General features: G+C 70.3%; 18 protein-coding genes. 12 read left to right on the forward strand and 6 right to left on the reverse strand.

The features are described from left to right. Nucleotides 1–23 precede the first annotated feature (23 nt). Together MFF40_RS06410 and MFF40_RS06415 are read right to left on the reverse strand one after the other, a co-directional pair. Nucleotides 24–1,331 carry a DUF5666 domain-containing protein gene (locus tag MFF40_RS06410; protein WP_238259978.1) on the reverse strand — a complete coding sequence of 436 codons (1,308 nt, stop codon included), beginning with the start codon at nt 1,329–1,331 and terminating at the stop codon, nt 24–26. Nucleotides 1,332–1,342: 11 nt separating this feature from the next. Next, nucleotides 1,343–2,188, reverse strand: coding sequence for a DUF6502 family protein (locus MFF40_RS06415; protein ID WP_147856875.1), 846 nt, complete (start codon nt 2,186–2,188; stop codon nt 1,343–1,345). A gap of 1,004 nt (nt 2,189–3,192) precedes the next feature. Here MFF40_RS06415 and MFF40_RS06420 point away from each other — a divergent pair. Next, entirely contained in the window at nt 3,193–3,585 is a 393-nt protein-coding gene (locus MFF40_RS06420) for a phospholipase A2 family protein (RefSeq protein ID WP_147856874.1), read from the forward strand. Here MFF40_RS06420 and grpE read toward each other — a convergent pair whose 3' ends face one another. From grpE to MFF40_RS06435, 3 genes are all read right to left on the reverse strand, one after another. Further along, a complete protein-coding gene (gene grpE / locus MFF40_RS06425) occupies nt 3,586–4,215 on the reverse strand; it encodes a nucleotide exchange factor GrpE (RefSeq protein ID WP_415623915.1) in 630 nt (209 codons plus the stop codon). Nucleotides 4,216–4,303: 88 nt separating this feature from the next. Beyond that, the gene (locus MFF40_RS06430) at nt 4,304–7,096 is read right to left on the reverse strand and encodes a [protein-PII] uridylyltransferase (protein ID WP_147856252.1); all 2,793 of its coding nucleotides are present in this window, start codon (nt 7,094–7,096) and stop codon (nt 4,304–4,306) included. A 121-nt stretch (nt 7,097–7,217) separates the two neighbouring features. Continuing rightward, nucleotides 7,218–8,636 (reverse strand): TAXI family TRAP transporter solute-binding subunit, encoded by a 1,419-nt coding sequence (locus tag MFF40_RS06435; RefSeq protein ID WP_238260052.1) that lies wholly within the window; start codon nt 8,634–8,636, stop codon nt 7,218–7,220. A 155-nt stretch (nt 8,637–8,791) separates the two neighbouring features. Between MFF40_RS06435 and MFF40_RS06440 the strand changes: the two genes are divergently transcribed. From MFF40_RS06440 to polA, 8 genes are all read left to right on the forward strand, one after another. Then, nucleotides 8,792–9,388: a RecX family transcriptional regulator gene (locus MFF40_RS06440; RefSeq protein ID WP_238259979.1), complete on the forward strand. Its 597-nt coding sequence runs from the start codon at nt 8,792–8,794 to the stop codon at nt 9,386–9,388. Nucleotides 9,389–9,653: 265 nt separating this feature from the next. Continuing rightward, nucleotides 9,654–9,881, forward strand: a complete 228-nt coding sequence (locus tag MFF40_RS06445; RefSeq protein ID WP_147899124.1) for an AbrB/MazE/SpoVT family DNA-binding domain-containing protein — start codon at nt 9,654–9,656, stop codon at nt 9,879–9,881. 9 nt (nt 9,882–9,890) lie between these two features. Beyond that, on the forward strand, nt 9,891–10,268 hold the full coding sequence (locus MFF40_RS06450; RefSeq protein ID WP_147856330.1) for a type II toxin-antitoxin system death-on-curing family toxin: 378 nt from the start codon (nt 9,891–9,893) through the stop codon (nt 10,266–10,268). A gap of 272 nt (nt 10,269–10,540) precedes the next feature. Beyond that, nucleotides 10,541–11,752, forward strand: a complete 1,212-nt coding sequence (locus MFF40_RS06455) for a putative DNA modification/repair radical SAM protein (RefSeq protein ID WP_238259980.1) — start codon at nt 10,541–10,543, stop codon at nt 11,750–11,752. A gap of 89 nt (nt 11,753–11,841) precedes the next feature. Continuing rightward, nucleotides 11,842–13,371 (forward strand): UdgX family uracil-DNA binding protein, encoded by a 1,530-nt coding sequence (locus MFF40_RS06460; RefSeq protein WP_238259981.1) that lies wholly within the window; start codon nt 11,842–11,844, stop codon nt 13,369–13,371. Between the two features lie 86 nt (nt 13,372–13,457). Continuing rightward, nucleotides 13,458–13,754: a nucleotidyltransferase family protein gene (locus MFF40_RS06465; RefSeq protein WP_147898800.1), complete on the forward strand. Its 297-nt coding sequence runs from the start codon at nt 13,458–13,460 to the stop codon at nt 13,752–13,754. 32 nt (nt 13,755–13,786) lie between these two features. Beyond that, nucleotides 13,787–13,939: a HepT-like ribonuclease domain-containing protein gene (locus MFF40_RS06470; protein ID WP_238259982.1), complete on the forward strand. Its 153-nt coding sequence runs from the start codon at nt 13,787–13,789 to the stop codon at nt 13,937–13,939. Nucleotides 13,940–13,961: 22 nt separating this feature from the next. Further along, nucleotides 13,962–17,114, forward strand: coding sequence for a DNA polymerase I (gene polA / locus MFF40_RS06475; protein ID WP_147898798.1), 3,153 nt, complete (start codon nt 13,962–13,964; stop codon nt 17,112–17,114). Between the two features lie 27 nt (nt 17,115–17,141). Here polA and MFF40_RS06480 read toward each other — a convergent pair whose 3' ends face one another. Next, nucleotides 17,142–17,723 (reverse strand): GrpB family protein, encoded by a 582-nt coding sequence (locus MFF40_RS06480; RefSeq protein WP_238259983.1) that lies wholly within the window; start codon nt 17,721–17,723, stop codon nt 17,142–17,144. 37 nt (nt 17,724–17,760) lie between these two features. On the opposite strand from MFF40_RS06480, the gene MFF40_RS06485 reads away from it, so the two are divergent. The 3 genes from MFF40_RS06485 to MFF40_RS06495 all read left to right on the forward strand — a co-directional run bounded on the left by MFF40_RS06485 (nt 17,761) and on the right by MFF40_RS06495 (nt 22,755). Next, nucleotides 17,761–19,848: a hybrid sensor histidine kinase/response regulator gene (locus MFF40_RS06485; RefSeq protein ID WP_147855842.1), complete on the forward strand. Its 2,088-nt coding sequence runs from the start codon at nt 17,761–17,763 to the stop codon at nt 19,846–19,848. A gap of 55 nt (nt 19,849–19,903) precedes the next feature. Next, nucleotides 19,904–20,875, forward strand: coding sequence for an NADPH:quinone oxidoreductase family protein (locus MFF40_RS06490; RefSeq protein ID WP_147855841.1), 972 nt, complete (start codon nt 19,904–19,906; stop codon nt 20,873–20,875). Between the two features lie 197 nt (nt 20,876–21,072). Further along, nucleotides 21,073–22,755, forward strand: coding sequence for a methyl-accepting chemotaxis protein (locus MFF40_RS06495; RefSeq protein WP_147898797.1), 1,683 nt, complete (start codon nt 21,073–21,075; stop codon nt 22,753–22,755). Nucleotides 22,756–22,762 lie beyond the last annotated feature (7 nt).

A 22,762-nucleotide genomic window follows, 5' to 3' on the forward strand; every position in this document is an offset into this window, starting at 1 on the left:
GCGAGGTCGGGCAGATACAAGCCTCAGCGCCGGCCGCCGCCGGGTGGGCCGCCGAAACCGCCCGGTCCGCCGCCCGGGCCACCGAATCCTCCGCCGGGGGCTCCCGGGACCGCGCCGGGACTACCGCCCGGTGCGCCGCCGAAGCCGCCGCGCGGCGGTCCGAATCCGCCGGGGCCGTCCGCGCCGGGGATGCGGCCGGCCCCGGGCCGGGTGTCGATCGTCGGGCCCGGGGAGCCGCCGAGCCCCCCGAACGGGCTCTGCCGGTTGCCGGGCTCGGCGCCGAGGCGTCCGGGGACGTCGCGGGGCAATTCGGGCAGGTCGGGCAGCTTCTGCAGGTCGAGGCGGTCGCGCTCCCGCTCGAACCGCGGCGCGTCCGGCGACTGCAGGCGATCGGGCGCGATCCGGTCGTCGATCCGGAGCCGCTCCATGGTGAGCCTGCCATCCGGGGCGATGTCGGCGGTGAGCACGCCGCGGACGCTGCCCTGGCGCGGCACCCGCAACCCCGCGCGTCCCGACACGGCGAGGCCCGAGCCGAGGTCCAGTCCCCCGCCGGCGCGGCCGATATAGGCTTCGACCGACAGCGTCCTCAGGCCGGGCGGGAACGGCAGCCCGACCTGGGCGGCGTTGGTCACGGCGAAGGCGCCGGCCTCGGTGGCGCCGGTCACCAGGGCGCGCTGGCCCGGGAGCAGGGCGTCGGCGCCCTTCAGGCGGAGGCCTCCGATGGAAAGGCCGCCGCCCGCGTCGCGGCGCACCGGCCCGGCGACGCGGTCGGGCCCGAAGCTGCGCGGCTCGATCAGGCTCGCCACGATCACGCCGTCCGGCCGGCGCAGGCCGCTCACGGCGACGCGGGTGCCGGGCTTCCAGTCCCCCGTGAGGTTCCCGGTGGAGACCCGCTGGCCGAGCACGATCATCCGCCCGGGCGCGAGCGATTCCACCGGCCCGACCACCTCGCTGGCCACGTCGATGCGGCTTGTGCCGAGGCCGCCGTGCTCCGGCCGGGCGACCACGTGCACGACATGGCCGATCTTCAGGTCGGCCGCCTTGGCGGGCTCCCCGTCGATCTCCACCGCGACCTCGGGCGGGTAGGCGATGCGCAGGTCGTTGACGACGATCGAGCCGAAGCGGCGGATCGTGCCGATCACCCCCGTGCCGCCGATGCCGCGATCGCCCTCGCCGAGGGCACCGTCCTTCGGCTCGTCGGTCATCTTCATGCCGGTGCCGCCGATGCCCTGGTCGCGCGGGTTCTCCTGGGGCCGGGCGGCGCCCGGCAGCAGCGTTGCGGTGCCCGCGAGCAGGCGCAGGACGAACCGGCGGTTTGGCGAGGAGCGCACCGGCCGGCCTCTCAGCGCCCGTCCGTGGACCGGGCCGGCGGCGCGGCCTCGGCGTAGACGTAGAGGCCGAAATTCCAGCGGTGATCGCCGCCGGAATCGGTCTGGCAGGCGGCATGCGCCTCCCGGTTGGCCTGCTGCAGGGCCTCCATGGCGATCTCGCGCGCCCGCGCCTCGAGCTTGGCCGCAAGCGCTTCGGACAGCCCGTCGTAATGCACGGCCCGCTCGAGGAAGCGCGGTTTGTCGCCGACGATGTTGGCGACGCTCGCCGCGATATGGTCGTGCAGGTTGCGGCCGAAATAGTAGAGCTGCGGCTCGGCCGCGCCGTCCCCGCGCGGCACGTAGGCCGCCTCAGCCAGAACGATCCGGTCCTGCGGGTCCAGGAAGGCGAGCCCGCGGTCGAGCCATTCGTCGAGCACCGCGCGGGGACGCAGGTCGCGGGTGATGCCGGAGACCAGAGCCTCGAAGGACGGCGCGCCCGCATCCGCGGTCCGCGGCAGCGGCAGCGGCTGGCCCTGCGGATCGGTGAAGGCCGGGTCGGCGATCCAGCGGGCGATGATCCGGCTCGTGCGCGAGACCACGGCCGGAACCGCGCTCACCGGCGCCCCGGCCCCGCGCAGGCGCCGCACCTCCTTGCGATGGATGCCGGTCAACAGGGAGACCCGGCTGTCGGTCTGCTCCTTGCCGGGCAGGGCGAAGTCGTACTCGGCGACGTTCACGTAGAGCTCGCGCAACAGGTCTGTGAGCGCCGGGAACGTGATTCCCCGGGCCACGAGCAGGCGGACCAGCGGGCGCAGGAGCCGGGCCAGCGGCGCGTGCAGGCTGGCGCCCTCCGGTTTCGTGTCTGCGGTCTCGGACATGGTCGCATGGTTAGACGATGTGTCGTGGGAGACAATCCCACGGCGTGCGCGTCCACACGCTCGACCGGCGATTTTCCGTTGACGTGGGAATTTTACACACGTAGTCGGAAAGCGTGGTCAAATTTCCCACGTCATTGATGGGGCCGGGACGATGAGTGCAAAGACGCGTAGACTGGTCGCCGAGGCGCTGCCGCCGCTCACGCTACCCGCGAAGGCGCCCTCTCGATCCCGCCAATCCGATCCCATGCCGCGGCTCAGGCGGATCGCCTGCCTGCTGACCGCGCTCGCACTGCCGGCCTTCGGCACCGCCGTCGCGGACACGGCTCATCGTGCCGACGCGACGAAGGCGTCACAGGACGCAGCTCCCGATGCCTATGGGCACCCGCACCTGCAAAGAGATGCCACGCTAGGCCGCCCGCGCGCGGGTTCCCGTTCGTGATCGCCGTGTCCAGGATCATGACCGACCGCGACCGGCAGGCGCCGAACTGCGGCGGGGCACCGATCCTCGATCTCGCGCTCTGCCTCATCCTCTCCGTGACCGTCGTCGGGCTGCTGCTGCTCGCCCTCTGAAGCCTCGCGCGACCGCCGCCCTGGCGCGGCACGCGCTCGGCTGTTGCGCCGGGCAGGGGCCTCGAAGACGCGATTTGGCACACACAGCTATGGAAGGATGCTCCGCCAGGGTGGAGGGGCTGGACCTCTCCGATCCGACCACCGGCTCACCCGAGCGAGATACTACAACGCCAGCGATCCGGCGTATTGCGGTGCCGGCAAACAGGATTCGGGAACCGCGTTGACGCGCGCCGGTGTGAAGTACCGATTTTAGTCAACATTCGTGGCGATCGATCTTGACGATATCGTTGCGCTCGGCCGCAATGCACGGCGTTCGGCTCCGCGAATCCATCGGCCGGCCGGGATCGTCCGCGCCAGCCCGGTGACACGGATGTCGAATGCCGCGCCGGTACCGCCGCGCGGCGTCAGGAGGCATCACCGATGCAGGATCGGCCGTGAACGCTCCCAGCCTGACCACCATCGCGACGGCCCTGCTGACCCTCGGTCTCGCCGTCGGCACTGCGACCGCGCAGGAGATCGTGCCGCCCGGGCCATCAAACCGGGGCGCCCTCCTGATCTACGGCAATTTCTGCGGGCCAGGGAACCGCGGCCCCGGCTACGCGCCGATCGACGCGCTCGACCTCGCCTGCGCGCATCACGATTCCTGCTGGCCGGACCCATCCCTGGGGCTGCTGCCGGCCTGCTCCTGCAATCGACGCCTCGGCGTCGAGGCCGGCGTGGTGGCGCGCGACCCGCGGGCGCCGGTCGAGACGCGGCAGACGGCGCGGTTCATCGCGGACTTCGCGACCGCGCTGCCTTGCGCGGACGCGTCGGCGCAGATGCGCTGATCAGGCGGCGTCGGCGGGGTTCGCGGCAGGCTTGGGACCGCCCTTGGCGACGCCGACCAGCGCCGGGCGGAGCACCCGCTCGCCGATCACGTAGCCGGTCTGCACGACCTGCACGACGGTGCCGGCCGGGACATCGGGGTTCGGTACCTCGAACATGGCCTGGTGCCGGTTCGGGTCGAACTTCTGGCCCTCCGGCTCGACGGGCTTCACCCCGTGGCGCTCGAGGGTCTTGGCCAGGTCGCGCTCGGTCAGCTCGATGCCGTCGATCAGACCCTTGAAGGCGCCGTCCGCGGCGGCCTTCGCGTCGGCCGGGACGCTGTCGAGGGCCCGGTGGATGTTGTCGGCCACGTTGAGCACGTCGCGGGCGAAATTGGTGACCGCGTAGGCGCGCGCGTCCGCGATCTCCCGCTCGGTCCGGCGGCGCAGGTTCTCCATCTCGGCCAGCGTGCGCAGCATCCGGTCCTTCAGCTCGTCGCGCTCGGCGGTGAGGAGGGCCAGGGCCTCGGCCACCGGATCGACGGACGCCCCGGCGGCGCCCGTGCCCGGCGACGCGGTCTCCTGGGCCGCGCTGGCACCGGCCTCGACCGTGGTCTGGCGCTGGTCGTCCTGGGACATGTCGTTGCTCGTCATCGCGTTTCAGTCGTCGGCGGGAATGGGTGAGGAGAATCGAATGCGGCGCTGATATCTGACCCGGGGCGGCCGAAATCAACCCGCCCGCTCACGCCTCGCGTGGCGGCGGCGCGGCGACGAGGGCCTCCAGGCCCTCGGCCCTGAGGACTGCGACGTCGCCCGCGAACACCTCCAGCATCGCCTTGCGGATCGCCGCCTGCCGGTCGGGCTGCGTCACCCGCGTGCCGGTGAGGTCGGTGACGTAGAAGACGTCCACCGCGCGCTCGCCGAAGGTGGCCACGTGCGCCGAGGTGATGTTCAGCGACAGCCGGCCGAACGCCGTGGTCAGCTCGTAGAGCAGGCCCGGCCGGTCGAGGCCGGTCACCTCCACCACGGTCTCGCGGCTCGACAGAGCGTTGTCGATCCCGACATCCGGCGGCACCAGGAAGGTCTTGGCCTGGGCACTGGTCGGCGGGTGCTTGTCGGCCACCAGGTCGGCGATGCGGATCTCGCCTTTCAGGGACCGCTCGATCGCGGCCGTGATGCGCTTGCTCCGGCGCAACTCGTCCTCGTCGCGCTCGAAGGCCCGGGAGATGAAGATCGTGTCGAGGGCGAAGCCGTCGGTGGTGGTGAAGATCTGCGCATCGACGATGTTGCTGCCGGCCGCCGCGCAGGCCCCCGTGACGATCGCGAGCAGGCGCGGGTGGTCCGGGGAGTAGATCGTGACCTCCGTCACGCCCCGCACCGGGTCGAGGGCCACGTCGGTGGCGCTGGTGCGGCCCTCGCTCAGCACGTCGCGGAGGAAGACCGCGTTCTTGATCTGGCGCGGGCTGTCGACCTTCAGCCAGTAGGCTTGGCCGTGACGCGCCGCGTAGGCGTCGAACTCATCCGAGGCCCAGCCGGGCAGCTGCTCGCGCAGGCTCATCTGGACGAGGCGCACCCGGTCGGTGCGGGCGATCTCGGAATGGCCGCCCGAGAGGAACACCTCGGTCTCGTCGTAGAGGGTGCGGACGAGGGTGCCCTTCCAGGCGGTCCAGACGCCGGGGCCGACCGCGCTGATGTCGGCCACCGTCAGGATGGTCAGGAGCTTCAGCCGCTCCAGGCTCTGCACCACCGAGGCGAATCGCTCGATCGTCTTGCCGTCCGACAGGTCGCGGCTCTGCGCGGTCATCGACATCAGCAGGTGATGCTCGACCAGCCAGGCCACGGTCTCGGTCTCGGCCTCGGTCAGCCCGAAGCGCGGGCAGAGCCGCGCGGCGATGGCCGCCCCGGCGATCGAGTGGTCCTCGGGTCGGCCCTTGGCGATGTCGTGCAGCAGGATCGCGGCGTAGAGCGCGGTGCGGTTGTGGATCGTGTGGATCAGGCGCGAGACCAGTGGGTAGGCCTCCTCGGCGCGGCCCGACTCGATGGCAGCCAGGATGCCGACGGTGCGCAGCAGGTGCTCGTCCACCGTGAAGTGGTGGTACATGTTGAACTGCATCATCGCGACGATGCGGCCGAAATCCGGGATGAACCGGCCGAGCACGCCGGCCTCGTTCATCTCGCGCAGGGCCTCCTCGGGGGCGTTGCGCGAGGTCAGGATGTCGAGGAACAGCCGGTTGGCTTCCGGGTCCGCCCGCAGGGTCGGGGTGATGAGCCGGCGCGACCGGTTCGCCAGCCGCTTGGCGTCCGGGTGGATCGCGAGGTTGTGGCGGTCGGCCAGCCAGAACAGGCGGATCAGGTTGACCGGGTCGCGCTCGAACGCGTCCTCGGCGCGCAGGTTCACCCGGCCGTGGTCGATCCAGAAATCCTCGGCTTCGATCGCGGTGGCGCGGAAGCGGTCGCGGAACCGGCCGATCCAGCGGTCGAGCACCGGCGTGCGCTTGGCGTGGCGGGCCTCCAGCTCGGCGCAGACGATGGCGGTGAGGTCGCCGACATCCTTGGCGACGCGGAAATACGCCTTCATGAAGCGCTCGACCCCGGACAGGCCGCCCCGGGCCTCGTAGCCGAAGCGCTCGGCGATCCGCGGCTGCAGCCCGAAGGACAGCCGCTCCTCCGCCCGCTTGGTGACGAAGTGCATGTGGCAGCGGACCCGCCACAGGAACTCGTCGCAGCGCTCGAACAGCGCGTATTCCTCCTGGGTGAACAGGCCGGCGCCGACGAGCTCGATCTGGTCGCGCACCCGGTAGGTGTACTTGGCGATCCAGAACAGGGTGTTCAGGTCGCGCAGGCCGCCCTTGCCGTCCTTGACGTTGGGCTCGACCAGGTAGCGCGAGGTGCCGGCCTTCGAGACCCGGGCATCGCGCTCGCGCAGCTTGGCGTCCACGAATTCGGCGGCCGAGCCGATCACCAGCTCGGCGTCGAAGCGCGTCACCAGCTCCTCGAACAGGACCCGCGTGCCGAACAGGTAGCGCGCCTCGAGGAGCGCGGTGCGGATGGTCATGTCGGCCTTCGCCTCGCGGAGGCATTCCTCCACGGAGCGGGTGGCGTGGCCGACCTTCAGCTTGAGGTCCCACAGGACGTAGAGCATCGCCTCGACGACGCTCTCGGACCACGCGGTCTGCTTGTAGGGCAGCAGGAACAGCAGATCGATGTCGGAGCCCGGCGCCATCGTGCCCCGGCCGTAGCCGCCGGTGGCGACCACGGCGAGCTGCTCGCCGGTGGAGGGGTTGTCGTTGGGGTAGAGCTGCCGGACCACCGCGTCGTGGATCGTCCGCACCACGGCGTCGGTCAGGTCCGACAGGGCCTGCGCGCAGCCGAGGCCGTTGCGGTCCTGCAGAAGCTGCGCCTCCGCGGCGCGGTGGCCGTCCTCGATGACCCGGCGCAGCTCGGGCACGAGCGCGGCGCGCAGCTTGGTCGGCTCGCGGGCTTCGCGGTCGAGGTTGGCGAGGACCGTTTCGAGGGCGGCGGCGGGATCGAACATGCCCCCCGTTAGCATGATATGCCTACGCCGCCAGCCGGGCGGTGATGCACGGGACACAGCGGTCCCTCCCGACCCGCATGCCATCCCGCGTCAACGAGGGCGCCGGCGCGGACGGTCACGGTTATTCCGCGGCCGGCAGGTTGAGGGCCAGCAGCCGCGCGGTGCGTCGCTTGGCCGTCGCCCCCGGCGCCGAATCGTCGGCCCGCCGCCGCGCATCGGAGATCGCCGCGTGGACGCCGTCCACCGCCAGGATCAGGGCGCTCACGGTCCGGGCGTCGATGCTGCGTTCGCGGGCGTAGCAGACGACGTCGGCCACGAGCCCGTCGGTCTCGATGGCGATCTCATCCAGCTCGGCTGCACTGGTGGCGGCCCGGACCTCACGCATGATGTCGAGCAGGCGGTCGAGCACGATGTCGATGCGCTCGCGGCGCTTGCGGGCCAGCCGCTGCCCGATCCAGGCGATGCCCGAGCCGATCGTGCCGCCGAAGAAGGCCAGCAGGTAGATGTAGTCCTCGTAGCGATCGAGGAAGGTCTGCTGCTCGCGCTCGAAATAGTCGACGGCGCCGGGATGGTTCGGCAGGCGCGCCGAAGTCGCCGCGACCGTCGTGTCGAAATCCGGCGCCTTCATCAGCTTGGCGGCCGGGGCCGCCGCGGCGAGCCGCGAGCGCCACTCGAACAGGTGCTGCGTCGCCGAGGCGATCGCGACCCGGCTGACCGAGCCCCGCGCCATCAGGCGATAGGAGGCGCCGACGGTGCGGACCTCCTCGTCCGGGCGCTTGGGACGTCCGCCGAAGGTCCCGGCCGGGATCGTCAGGGACTGCAATTCGGGGAAGCGCTGCAGGATCGCGTCTCCGTCCGGGATCGACACGAACCCGATCTTCCGGTCGGGGGACCCCATCTCGATGGCCCGCATCACCGCGCCCGCGATCTTCGAGGCGGGGCTCGCGATCACCGCCACCGCGTCGACGCGCTTCTCGGAGAGTGCCGTCGCGACCTCGCCGAGCTTCAGCGGCACCACCTGAACGTGGCCGGATGCGATCTCGGCCGCGGGCTCGGCCTCCGGCGCATCCGCCCCGGGGCTGTCGGGCAGGAGGTCGTAGAAGGAGAGCAGGTTGGTCAGGAACGGCAGGTCGGCACTGTGGCGCACGACGATCCCGAGACGCTTGCGCGCCAGCGCCGGAACGTCCTCGATCTCGGCCCCCTCGGGCGCGGCGATCACCAGGGCCTCGTCGTGCAGGATCGCCAGGGTCAGGCCGTTCTCGGGCAGGAACACGTCCGGCCGAACCACCGCGAGGTCGGCCCGGTTGCGCTGGAGCGCCAGGGCGCTGTCGCGCACGTCCGAGAAGCGGACGACCTTGAGGCGCACGTCCTCGCGGCTCCGGTCGAGGGCGTTCGCGTAGGCCTCGATCAGCGCGGCCTCGGCCCCGTCCTGGGGGCCGACCGCCACCGTCAGCGTGGTCGGACGGGACAGATAGACGATGCCGGCCGCGACCGCGGCCAGCCCGAGGGCTACCAGAACGAGGAGCCACTCGCGGCGCATCAGGATCGTCGCCGCGGCGCGCAGGCGTCGCCGCCACGGGCCGTGGGTGAGATCGGGCGAAGGACTTTGCTGCGGACCATGGCCGAGCCTGTCGCGTTGCGCGCGTTCCATCCCCACGTCATGGAACGCAAACCTGTCGAGATCGTGAAGAACCGGTGAAACCAACAAACGTTGCAGAATCCGGGCCAGGAACCCGCACTACGGAGCGTCGGCCGCCCGGCCCGGTCAGCGCGGCCTGGCTGCAGCGCGTCGCGCTCTACTACCTGGAGCGCTACAGCGCCTCGACCGAGATGCTGCGCCGGACCCTGGCGCGGCGGGTCGACAAGCGCGCTCGTCTGCGCGGCGAGGACCCGTCCGCCTTCGCCGAGATGATCGCCGCCACCGTGGCGCGGGCGGTCTCGGCCGGCCTGGTGGACGATGTCCGCTTCGCCGATACCCGGCTTGCCACGCTGCGCCGGCGCGGCACGTCGAGCCGGGGCGCCGCGGCGAAGCTCGCCGCCAAGGGGGTGCCCCGCGACGTGGTCGAGGCCACGATGCGGGCCGAGCGCGAGGCGATCCCCGAGGCGGAGGCCGCCGATATCGAGTTGCGGGCCGCCCGCGCCTACGCCAAGCGGCGCCGCCTCGGCACGCATCGCCGGCCCGACACGCGGGCGCTCCACCGCGACCGCGACTTGGGCGCCCTGGCCCGGGCCGGCTTTTCCTATGACCTCGCCCGCCGGGTGGTCGATGCCGAGCTGGACGAGGTGGAGTGATCGATCAGGCCCGAGCCTTCGGCCGCTTCGGCGCTCGGCCGTCCGCGCTTCGGTAGCAGACGGAAGACCTCCGGCACCGCGCTCGCCGGCTGCAGTTCGGCCAGTTCCGCGTCGGTCATCCTGGGATTGTCGGAGACCGCATCCCAGCCGCCAAGCGAGGCTGTTGAGTGCCGAGCAGAAGGTGTTCGTCGTCCTGTAACCCACTTGCAGGGATGCAAACGAGCGTCTACGTTATGACAAATGTCATGACGCCGCGGAGATAGGCATGATCTCGCTCAAGGTGACCCAGAACGGCAACTCCCTCAGCCTGACACTGCCGAAGGAGGCCTCCACCCGGCTCAAGGTCGAGAAGGGCGATGTCGTCCATCTGACCGAAGCGCCGGACGGGAGCTACAGGCTCACGCCCTACAACCCGGACTTCGAGAGCCAGATGGTCGTCGCGCAGGCGGTCATGAAGCGTCGTCGCGAGGCTCTTCGCGAACTCGCGAAGTAAGGCTCCGCCATGAGAGTCTGGGTCCGCAAGGACGTCGTATGCGCTCTGCACGACGAGCAGCTGGCTGAGCACGGCGGCTCGCCGGGCATCCGCGACGAGGGGATGCTCGATTCCGCGCTCGGCCGGCCGGAGAACCTGGAAGCCTACGGCGACCCTCCGCCCGATCTCGCCGATCTGGCGGCGGCCTACGCCTTCGGCCTCGCGAAGAACCATCCGTTCATTGACGGGAACAAGCGGGTCTCGATGGTCGTGACCGAAACGTTCATCGAACTGAACGGCCGGCAGCTGACCGCCATGAATGCTGAGATCGTCGCCACTTGGCTGGCGCTTGCCTCCGGCGAGATGGATGAAGCGGCGATGGCCGCCTGGATCAGGGCTCGGATCTAGAGCATCGTCCTGAAAGGTGGTTTCCGGCTTTCGGAAAAAGACGATGCGCTAGGAGAGATTTGCTCGCCACCGCTAAAGTACTGGCTCCCGTCGGCACCGACCGACAGCGCGGTGTTCCGGATGATCCGGCGCGTGCGGTGTGTCGCACATGAGTGCCTCCTCGGCAGGAGCGCACACTGAGGTATTGCCTGTGCGCAGGGTGCGGCATCGCGGACGGGGGCCGGGCACCGGTCGGCCTTGCCTCTTAAGGCCTCTCGTTCATTGTCTGTTCGATGGACGAAACCCTGGCCAAGAAACTGCGCATCCTGGCCGATGCCGCCAAGTACGATGCCTCCTGCGCCTCCTCGGCGGCGCCGAAGCGCGCGGCCGGGAAGGATGGGCTCGGCTCCACCACCGGGGCCGGCATCTGCCACGCCTACACGCCGGACGGGCGCTGCGTCTCGCTGCTGAAGATCCTGCTGACCAACTGGTGCCTGTTCGACTGCGCGTACTGCATCAACCGGCGCTCTTCGAACGTGAGGCGGGCGAAGTTCACCGTGGAGGAGGTCGTGAGCCTCACCCTGAACTTCTACCGGCGCAACTACATCGAGGGCCTGTTCCTGTCGTCGGGCATCATCAAGTCGCCCGACCATACGATGGAACTGCTCACCCGGGTGGCGAAGTCGCTCCGGCGCGACCATGGCTTTGCCGGCTACATCCACCTCAAGTCGATCCCGGAGGCGAGCCCCTGGCTGATCGAGGAGGCCGGCCTCTACGCCGACCGGCTCTCCATCAACGTGGAATTGCCCACCGAAGCGAGCCTGCAGCGCCTGGCCCCCGAGAAGGACGGCGCCGCGATCCAGAACGCGATGGCGCAGATCGGCGAGCGTATCGTCGAGGCCAAGGCCGAGAAGCGGCGCTTCTCCCCGGCCGGGCACTCGACCCAGGTGATCGTCGGCGCGGACGCCACCACCGACGAGGCCCTGATCCGCAAGAGCGCGCATCTCTACGGCAGCGTCGGCCTGAAGCGGGTCTACTACTCGGCGTTCAGCCCGATCCCGGACGGGTCGGCGATCCTGCCGCCGAAGCCGCCGCCCCTTCAGCGCGAGCACCGGCTGTACCAGGCCGACTGGCTGCTGCGGTACTACGAGTTCACCCCCGACGAGGTGGCGGACGCCTCCGAGGGCGGCATGCTCGCCCTCGACATCGACCCCAAGCTGGCCTGGGCGCTCAAGCACCGCGAAAAGTTTCCCGTGGACGTCAACAAGGCCGACCGGGAGTGGCTGCTGCGCGTGCCCGGCCTCGGCGCGAAGGCCGTGGACAAGATCGTGAAGGCGCGCCGCCACGCGACCCTGCGCCTCGACGACGTCGCCCGCCTGACATCGGGGCTGAAGCGGGCGCGCCCGTTCCTGATCGCCGCCGACCACCGCCCGGTCGGGCTCACCGACCGGCTCGACCTGCGCGAAAGGCTGGTCGAGCCGGCCCGGCAGCTGAGCTTGTTTTGATGAAGGCCGGAAGCGCGACTTTCCCTCCCCCCTCTGCGGGGGAGGGTGGGCCGGCCGTCAGGCCGGGTCGGGAGAGGGGCAGCGGGACGATGCGGGATGGCGCGGTCGTCGCGACTCCTCCGGATGCGACGCTCCCCTCTCCCGCCCCCCTCCGGGGGCCACCCTCCCCCGCAGAGGGGGGAGGGGATGCGCGTCGGTCGCAAAGCATCCTCCTGCGTCCGGGTGCCGATCTCACCGGCTTTCGCGATGCCGCGCGCCGCCTCGTCGCGCAGAGCGTCCCGCCCGAGGCAGTGACGTGGTCGGTGACGGATTCGCCCGGCCTGTTCGGCGCCGAGCCGGTTCAGGCTGCAAGCGCGCCGCTCGCCCTGCCCAAGGCCGTCGCCGGGTTGATCCCCCAGGTGATCCCGCACCGTGATCCCGAGCGCTACGGCCTGCTCTACGCCCTGATCTGGCGGGTCTGCCAGGGCGAGCGGCACCTGATGGAGGTCGGCAGCGATCCCCTGGTCCACCGCCTGCACCGGATGGCGAAGGCGATCGGGCGTGACCTGCACAAGATGCACGCCTTCCTGCGCTTCCGCCGCGCCGAGGATTCGGGCGGCGAGCATTTCGTGGCGTGGTTCGAGCCCGACCATCACATCCTGGAGGCGGCCGCGCCGTTCTTCGTCGCGCGCTTTCGCGGCATGCGCTGGTCGATCCTGACGCCCGACGGCTCGGCGCATTGGGATACGGACACCTTGACCTACGGCCCACCCGGGGACCGGACCGCGCTGCCCGAGGGCGACGGCTTCGAGGCCGGCTGGCAGACCTATTACGAGAGCACGTTCAACCCGGCCCGGACCAACCTGAAGGCGATGCGGGCGGAGATGCCCAAGAAGTACTGGCGCAACATGCCCGAGACCGCCGCGATCCCCGCTCTCGTCCGGGCGGCGGCGGGCCGGACCGAAGCCATGATCGAGAGGGAGCCGACCGTGCCCACACGCCGCGAACCCGCCCGCGCCGTCGCCGCCATGGCCGACCAGGACCCGAAGACGCTCGACGAACTGAACGCGATCATCAAGCGCACCGAGCCGCTGGTCCTGGGCGCCACGCAGGCGGTCCTCGGCGAAGGGTCGGTCGGCGCGACCATCGCCTTCGTGGGCGAGCAGCCGGGCGACCAGGAGGACCGGCAGGGCCGCCCCTTCGTGGGGCCGGCGGGGCAGCTGCTCTCGCGGGCCATGGCGGAGGCCGGGCTCGACCGGGGGGCGAGCTACCTCACGAACGCGGTCAAGCACTTCAAGTTCGAGGAGCGCGGCAAGCGCCGCATCCACCAGAAGCCCACGGCCGGGGAGGTCAGCCATTACCGCTGGTGGCTCGACCGGGAACTCGACTTCGTGGCCCCGAAGCTCGTGGTCGCGCTCGGCGCCACCGCGGTGCTGGCGCTCACCGGCAAGGCGGTGCCGATCACGCGGGCGCGCGGACCGTTCCGGTTCGACCGCTTCGACAACCGCTTCCAGGGCTTCATTACGGTCCACCCGTCCTACCTGCTGCGCCTGCCCGACGAGGCCAAGGCGGAAGCCTACGCGGCGTTCGTGGACGACCTGCGCCGGGTGGAGGAGATCGGGCGCGAATTGGCCGCGTGATCGGCATCCTGTTGAGAGTTGCGCTCCTCTCTTTTTGGCGCTGGCTCGGCCTTCAGCGCGCGGGCGTTCCGGATTAACATTGCTGGATGGACAGTCAGGCCGCCATTGCGATCTTGCGCGCCAACGAGGCCGCGTTGCGAAGCCGCGGCGTTCGACATGCTGCCCTGTTCGGCTCGATCGCCCGGGGGGAGGGGCATTCGGGAAGCGATCTCGATGTGATGATCGATATCGACACCGAGGTCGTCCGTGACGTGTACGACTATGTCGGTGTCACCGGGTTCATCGCCGACCTGTTTCCGATCCGCGTCGATGTCGCCAACCGCGACGGCCTGAAAGATCGGATCCGGGAGCGGGCCGAGCGCGATGCCCTTGTCGCCTTCTGAGCGCGACCGCGCCGCCTGACCAGCATCCCCACGTGCCGTGGCGTCAGATCGCCGGGGCTGGCAACGTCGACCGCCACGGCTACGACAGCGTGACCCTGGACATCGTCCGGCTCACCGTCCACGACGAATGGCCCGTTCTCGTCGCGGCCTGCCGTGCCGAGCTGGACCGCGTGCCCGAGCCCTGATCGCCCCGAGACGCCTGCGCCCATGACCGTCGAGACCGCCGCCGCAAGTCCCAAAAAAGTCGGCCCGGGCGATCAGGTGATCCTGGTCGACGGCTCGTCGTTCATCTTCCGGGCCTATTTCCAGTCGATCAACCAGGACCAGAAGTACAATTCGCGTCCCTCGGACGGGCTGCCCACCGGCGCCGTGCGGCTGTTCTGCACGAAGATCGCCCAGTTCCTGCAGGAGGGCGCGGCCGGCATCATGCCGACCCATCTCGGCATCATCTTCGACAAGTCCGAGGGCTCGTTCCGCAAGGAGATGTTCCCGGACTACAAGGGCCACCGCCCCGACGCGCCGGATGACCTCAAGCGTCAGATGCCGCTGATGCGCGACGCCGTGCGGGCCTTCGGCCTGCACGCGGTGGAACTGGTGCGCTACGAGGCGGACGACCTGATCGCCACCTACACGCGGCAGGCGGAGGCACGGGGCGCGGGCGTCATCATCGTCTCGTCCGACAAGGATTTGATGCAGCTCGTCGGGCCGCTGGTCCGGTTCTACGATTTCGAATCCGGCGCCAAGGGCAAGGCCGGCTATCGGCCCGAGCGCAACCTCGACGTCGAGGCGATCATCGCCAAGTGGGAGGGGCTGCAGCCCAACCAGATCGGCGACGCGCTGGCACTGATCGGCGACACCTCCGACAACGTCCCCGGCGTGCCCGGCATCGGCCTGAAGACCGCCGCGGCCCTGATCAAGGAGTTCGGCAGCCTCGAGGCGCTCTTGGAGCGGGCGGGCGAGATCAAGCAGCCCAAGCGCCGCGAAACGCTGCTCGCAAATGTCGAGCAGGCCAAGCTGTCGCGCAAGCTGGTGGCTCTGGTGGAGGATGTGGCGGTCCCAGTCGACCTGGACGATCTGCGCGTCCCCGAGCCCGACCCGCAAAAGCTCGTCGGATTCCTCAAGGCGATGGAGTTCAACACCCTCACCCGCCGCATCGCCCAGATGCTGCATGTCGACCCCGAGGCGGTGAAGCCCGATCCGGCGCTGCTGCCGGGCGCCAAGCCCCACGGTTCCGGCAACGGCGCCGGCGGCAGCGACGCGGTGCCGTTCTTCGGCGATTCCGTCCCGCCGGACCCGGAGACTGCGGCGGCCGGCGCCGACCGGCCGCCGGGCGCCGCCCCGCCCGAGGGTGGCGAGGTCGATCCCTTCGCCGATCTCGACCTGCCTGACGCACCAGCGAAGCCCCGCGCGCCGATCGAGGCGACGCCCGGCAACGTGGTCGCCGCCCGCGCTGCCGAGGCGGTGGCGCCGTTCGACACCGCCGCCTACGAGACCGTCGCGTCCCTGGAGCAGCTCGACGCCTGGATCGCCGAGGCCGAGGAGGCCGGGGTGGTCGCGGTCGATACCGAGACCGACGCGCTCGACGCGCACAAGGCCGGGCTCGTCGGCGTTTCCCTGGCCACCGCCACCGGCCGGGCCTGCTACATCCCGCTGGCCCATGTCCAGGCCGCCAAGGTGCAGGCCGATGCCACCGACCTGTTCGGCGAGGGTGCCGCGGCCTCCGACGTGGCCGAGCCGGTGCCCGGCCAGATTCCGCTCGACGCGGCCATCGCCCGGCTGAAGCCGCTCCTCGAGAATCCCGGGGTGCTGAAGGTCGGCCAGAACCTGAAATACGATTGGGCCGTACTCGCCCGCTACGGCATCGAGATCGCGCCGTTCGACGACACGATGCTGATCTCCTACGTGCTCGACGCCGGCAAGGGCGGGCACGGCATGGACGAGCTGGCCCGCCGCCATCTCGGCCACCAGCCGATCACGTTCTCCGATGTGGCCGGTACGGGCCGGAACAAGGTCAGCTTCGACCGGGTCGCCATCGACAAGGCCACGGCCTACGCGGCCGAGGACGCGGACGTCACCCTGCGCCTGTGGCGGATGATGAAGCCGCGCCTCGTCGCCGAGCGGCGCGTGGCGGTCTACGAGACCCTGGAGCGGCCGCTCCTGCCGGTGATCGCCCGGATGGAGCAGCGGGGCATCCGGGTCGACCGCGAGATGCTGAGCCGGCTGTCCGGCGACTTCTCGCAGATCCTGGTCCGCCTGGAGGAGGAGATCCAGGAGGATGCCGGCGAGAAATTTTCCGTCGGCTCGCCCAAGCAGATCGGCGACATCCTGTTCGGGAAAATGGGCCTGCCGGGGGCGAAGAAGACGCCCTCCGGCCAGTGGGCGACGCCCGCGACCCTGCTCGAAGAAATGGCCCAGGCCGGGCATGAATTGCCGAAGAAGATCCTGGAGTGGCGCCAGCTCTCGAAGCTGAAATCCACCTATACGGATTCGCTCCAGACCCATGCCGATCGGGAGACGGCGCGGGTCCACACCTCGTTCTCGCTGGCGGCGACGACGACGGGCCGCCTGTCCTCCTCCGAGCCGAACCTCCAGAACATCCCGATCCGCACCGAGGAGGGCCGCCGCATCCGCCGCGCCTTCGTGGCGGCGCCGGGCAACCGGCTGATCTCGGCGGATTACTCGCAGATCGAGTTGCGGCTGCTGGCCCACATGGCCGACATCCCCGAGCTGCGCAAAGCGTTCGCGGACGGTATCGACATCCATGCGGCGACCGCCTCGGCGATGTTCGGCGTGGCACTTAAGGACATGACCCCGGACCTGCGGCGCCGGGCCAAGACCATCAATTTCGGCATCATCTACGGCATCTCGGCCTTCGGGCTGGCCGACCGGCTCGGCATCGGCCGGGAGGAGGCGTCGGCGTTCATCAAGCAGTATTTCGAGCAGTTCCCGGGCATCCGCGACTACATCGACACCACCAAAAAGATCTGCCGGGACAAGGGCTACGTCACGACGCTGTTCGGCCGGGTCTGCCACTATCCACAGATCCGCTCCAACAACCCCTCCGAGCGCGCCAGCGTCGAGCGCCAGGCGATCAACGCCCCGATCCAGGGCTCGGCCGCCGACATCATCCGCCGGGCCATGACCCGGATCGAGGGGGCGCTCACCGCCCAAAAGCTCAAGGTCAGCATGCTGCTGCAGGTGCACGACGAACTGGTTTTCGAGGCCGCCGAGGACGAGGTCGAGCGCGCGATCCCGATCATCCGCGGCGTGATGGAGGAGGCGCCGGCGCCGGCCCTGACGCTGCGGGTGCCGCTGGTGGTGGAGGCCAACGCGGCGGGGAACTGGCAGGAGGCGCATTGAATCGTCGGCCCACGCCATCCCGGCGGTCTAAGCAACGTCGTGCGACGAAGGCGGCGGGCAGGATCGCAGGACGTCGGCGATGAACGCGTCCTTGGCGGCGCGGTACAGCGTCATCGGGTGATCGTGGTGGGCGCGCTTCAGCGCATTGTAGCGGGCCACCCGTTCGGGATCGGTGCGCAGGACCGCGGCGAAACGGTGGAAGACATCGAGCGGGCCGCCTTTGACGGTGAGCTGGATACCGAGATGTGGCGTTTGGCCGGCATCTGCGAATGCCGCGAAGTCATCGGTTCGGATTGAACCGTCGTTGCGTGTGAAGCGTGCCGCGAGGCAGCGTTCAACGGCGGCGAAGTCCTGCCTCTCGACGCGCACCGCGATGTCGAGATCCCCTTTGGTTACGCAGCCGGGCACGGCGGTGGCGCCCACATGTAGGATCTCCGTCGCGGGCGGCAGGACCGGTTCGAGGGTCTGCCTGATGACTGCGAACAACCGCTCCGCGACTGCGCGGGCCGCGTCGGCGTCTTCGATCAGACGGAAGCGCTGAACGTCGGTCATTCGGTCGATCATCGAATTGAGCCGGGCAGCCTTGGAAGTATGGCCGAAGACGGCCATACGCGGCATCACCCATGATGCAGATCACCGCCGCCCCGTGACCGACCCCCTGGCCTTCCTCTCCGGCGGCGGCGAGGCCGCGCGGCTGATTCTTGCGCGGGACTGGTCCGGCCATCCCCTCGGCCCCCCAAAAGCCTGGCCGGCGGAGTTTCGCGCCGCCCTGTCGCTGGTGCTCAACTCGCCGGAATCGATGATCCTGGCCTGGGGGCCGGATCTCCATTTCTTCTTCAACGACACGTATTTTCCCCTGCTCGGGCCGCGGCTGCCCTGGGCCATGGGGGCGCGGTTCGACGAGGTCTGGGCCGATGGCTGGGCGCAGGCCAAGCCGATCATCGAGGCTGCCATGGAGGGTCGGCCCGAGCGGTTCATCGACCTGCCGTGGCGGCTCGACACCGACCGGGGCGCGCAGGACACGTGGTGGACCTTCTCGTATTCGCGGGTGCTCGACGCGGACGGCAAGGTCGCGGGCCTGTTCATCCTCACCAACGAGACCACCGGCCGGGTGCTGGCCGACGCCGCCCTCACGGAGAGCCGGGGCCGGCTGGAGACGGCGCTCGCGGAGCTGCGCGACCTCAACGCCTCCCTGGCCCTGCAAGTCGAGGAACGCACCGCCGACCGCAACGCCCTGTGGACCCTCTCGTCCGACATGATGCTGCGCTGCCTGTTCGACGGGACGATCACCGCGGTGAACCCGGCCTGGACGGAGGTGCTGGGCTGGCGGGCCGACGAACTGGTTGGCACCAACCTGATCGGTTTCGTCCACCCGGACGACCTGGACCGCACCGCCGCGGGCGGACAGCAGCTGGCCGAGGGGCGCAGCCAGGCCCGCTTCGACAACCGCTACCGCCACCGGGACGGCAGCTACCGCTGGATCACCTGGGCGGCCCGGCCCGGCGACGGGGTGATCAACGCGGTCGGGCGCGACTTCACCGCGGAGCGCGAGCGCGCCGACGCGCTCGCCGCCGCCGAGGAGGCCCTGCGGCAATCGCAGAAGATGGAGGCGGTCGGCCAGCTCACCGGCGGCATCGCCCACGACTTCAACAACCTGCTCGCCGGCATCTCCGGCTCGCTGGAGCTGATCCAGACCCGGCTGGCCCAAGGGCGCCTCATGGATGTGGACCGCTACATCAACGCCGCCCAGGGCGCGTCCAAGCGCGCCGCCGCCCTGACGCACCGCCTCCTCGCCTTCTCGCGTCGGCAGACCCTCGACCCGAAGCCCACCGACGTGAACCGTCTGGTGGCCGGCCTGGAGGAGATGATCCGGCGTACGGTCGGCCCCGCCGTGGCCGTGACGGTGACGGCCGCCCCGGACCTGTGGCCGGCCCTGGTCGACCCGCCGCAGCTCGAGAACGCGCTGCTCAACCTGTGCATCAACGCCCGGGACGCCATGCCGGAGGGCGGCCGGATCACCATCGCGACCGCCAATGCCACCCTCCACGCGCGCGAAGCCCGCCGCCTGGACATGCCGCCGGGGCCGTATCTCGTGCTGCGCGTGACCGATACCGGCACCGGCATGCCGCCGGAGATCGTCGCGAAGGTGTTCGAGCCGTTCTTCACCACGAAACCGATCGGCCAGGGCACCGGCCTCGGCCTGTCGATGATCTACGGCTTCGTCCAGCAATCGGGTGGCGAGGTGCGGATCGTCTCGGAGGTCGGCCGCGGCACCGATGTCTGCCTCTACCTGCCCCGCCACCGGGGCGCCGTGGCGGAGGAGGATCCGCACGCCGCATTCGGCGCGCCGGCCCGGGCGGCGCCGGGGGAGACCGTGCTGGTGGTCGACGACGAGCCGACCGTGCGCATGCTGGTCACCGAGGTGCTGGAGGATCTCGGCTACACGGCGATCGAGGCGGCCGACAGCGTCGCCGGCCTGAAGGTGCTGCAATCGGACGTGCGCATCGACCTGCTGGTCAGCGATGTCGGTCTGCCCGGCGGCCTGAACGGGCGGCAGATGGCCGAGGCCGGCCGGGTGACGCGCCCGGGCCTCAAGGTGCTGTTCATCACCGGCTACGCCGAGCACGCCGTGCTGGGCAACGGCCCGCTCGCCCCCGGCATGCAGGTGATCACCAAGCCGTTCGGGGTCGAAGTTCTGGGCGCCCGCATTCGCGAGATGATCGGAACGGCTTGACCGCGCCGCCGGTCCGGGCCTTCACAGAGCGAAAGACACCAACCGGGAGGACAGGATGCGGGCTCTGCTGTGCACGAGGCTCGACGGGCCGGAGCAGCTGGAGATCGTGGAGCGCCCCGATCCGGTGCCGGGCCCCGGGCAGGCCCTGGTGCGGATCCGGCTCGCCGCCCTCAACTTCTTCGACACGCTGATCGTGGCCGGCCGCTACCAGGTGAAGCCGCCGCTGCCGTTCTCGCCGGGGGGCGAGGGCGTCGGCGTGGTCGAGGCGCTGGGGGAGGGGGCCGCGGGCGTCGCGATCGGCGACCGGGTCATCGTCCATGCCGGCCACGGCTGCTGCGCGGAGCTGATCGCCATCGACACCGCCAAGCTCACGCCGGTGCCGGAGGCCGTGCCGGACGCGCAGGCCGCGGGGCTCACCATCACGTACGGCACCTCGCTGCACGCGCTGGCCAACCGGGCGCGCATCCAGCCGGGCGAGTGGCTCGCTGTGCTCGGCGCCTCCGGGGGCGTCGGCCTCGCCGCGGTGGAACTCGGTCGGCTGATGGGTGCCCGGGTGATCGCTTGCGCCTCCTCGGAGGAAAAACTCGCGGTCGCCCGCGCCCACGGCGCCGAGGCGACGCTGGTCTACGACCCCGCCACCCTCAAGGACGAGTTGCGCCGCATCAGCGGCGGCGGGGTCGACGTGGTCTACGATGCGGTCGGCGGCGACTACGCCGAGCCGGCCCTGCGGGCCCTGGCCTGGCGCGGGCGCTACCTCGTCATCGGCTTCGCCGCCGGCGGCATCCCGCGGCTGCCGCTCAACCTGATGCTCCTGAAGGAACTCGATGTGCAGGGCGTGCACTGGGGCGCCTTCCTCGACCGCGAGCCGGAAGCGCACCGGGCCGACCAGCGCCGGCTGCTGGCCTGGGTCGCCGAGGGTAAGCTCACCGCGCAGGTTCACGGCACCTACCCCTTGGACGAGTTTCCGGAGGCCTTCGGGTTGCTGACCCGCCGGGCAGCCGTGGGCAAGGTGCTGCTGCGGCCGTGACCGCGCCGCACGGCGTGCTCAACTTCCACTCATAGATGATTGGGCTGGTTTCGGCTAAAAGGCGATCCGTGACAAAGCATTCATGCGGTGAACCGGCTCGATCCGGTGGACCGACGCAATGGAGTGTCGATCTTTAAGCACTTCTTGTTACGCTCCTGCGATATCGTTCCGTTCGTTGGTCCGGGATGGAGGTCGGCATGCAGCGGTCTAGAAGTATCACAACTCGATTTATTTTAGTATCACTGCTCGGTTTTGTGCTTCTGAGTGTCAATTCCTTCTCCAGTATCATGAGTATCAAAGCCGTCAACGACTCGGCCCGGGAGATGCGGGATATCTGGAACGCGAAAAACCACGAGCTGGACAATCTCCAGTTCCTGGCGCTGCGGTATCACACGACGACGATCCGTAAGGTGATCGCCGACGACAGTGCCGAAAACCGCGACCTGGATGCTGAGTTCATCGAGATGGACGCGGCAATCCCGGAGATGTTCAAGCAATACCGGTCGCATATCGGGGCGTCCGATGAGACCGCCTTGTGGAACAGGTTCGAGGCGCGGTGGCAGGCCTATCTCGCGTCGCGAGACGCGATCATGGCGGCGCTCAAGCGCGGCGACCGCAACGCGGCCCGCGACGCCATCGCGCCGGCCCGCACGCCCCTGGTGAACGCCTTCGGGGCGCTGGCGGACCTCGCCAAGGTCAACGCCGCGGGCACGCAGGCCGCGACGCGGCGGGCCGAGGAGGCCTACGCGACCGCCTGGACCGTCACGGCCGCCCTGCTGATCGCCGGCTTGGTCGCCACGGCTGGAGCCCTCTGGCTGATCCTGCTGGGCGTCGCCCGCCCGATCCGGTCGATGACCGGGATCATGGCCCGGCTGGCGGCGCAGGACCTGTCCGTCGCCGTGCCCCATGCCGGGCGGCGTGACGAGATCGGCGCGATGGCGGCCTCCGTGCAGGTGTTCAAGGATGGCCTGATCCGGGCCCAGGCGCTGGAGGCGGAAACCGCGCGCGCCCGGGCGGACGCCGAGGAGCAGCGCAAGACGGGCATGCGCCACATCGCCGACGCCTTCGAGGGGTCCGTCGGCGGTATCATCGGGACGGTTTCGGGGGCGTCCGCGGCGCTGCAGGCCACTGCCGCCACCATGACCAGCACGGCCTCCGGCACCGCCAGCCAATCCCTGCGGGTGGCGAGCGCGGCCGAACTGGCTGCCGCCAACGTCAACACCGCGGCCTCCGCGGCGGAGGAACTCGAAAGCTCCGTCCAGGAGATCGGCCGTCAGGTGTCGAGCGCCGCGGCTTTGACCCAGGCCGCCGTCGAGGACGCCGCGTCAACGGCTCATCTGGTGCAGGAGCTGAGCGGTGCCGCCGCCCGGATCGGCGACGTGGTCACGATGATCACCAGCATCGCCGGACAGACCAACCTGCTGGCGCTCAACGCGACCATCGAGGCGGCTCGCGCCGGCGAGGCCGGGCGCGGCTTCGCCGTGGTCGCTGCCGAGGTGAAGGAGCTGGCGAGCCAGACCGCCCGGGCCACGGACGAGATCAGCGGTCATATCGGGCGGATCCAGGCTTCGACCGAGGACGCGGTCTCGGCCATTGGCCGCATTGGCGGGCGGATCCAGGAGATCAGCGCCGTCGCGACCCTGATCGCGGCCGCGGTAGAGGAGCAGGGGGCCGCGACCCGGGAGATCGCCCGCAACGTCACCGAAGCGGCGTCGAGCGCCGGCGAGATGACGAGCAGCATCTCCGGCGTCGCGGACGCCGCCAACCAGACCGGGACGGCGGCGGACCAGGTGCTCAGCTCGGCGTCCGAGCTGTCGCTCCGGTTCGAGCATCTCCGGAGCGAGGTGACACGCTTCCTCGCGACGGTGCGGGCCGCCTGAAGATTCG

It is taken from the genome of Methylobacterium mesophilicum (genome assembly GCF_022179445.1).
In the GTDB taxonomy this organism is placed as follows: domain Bacteria; phylum Pseudomonadota; class Alphaproteobacteria; order Rhizobiales; family Beijerinckiaceae; genus Methylobacterium; species Methylobacterium mesophilicum.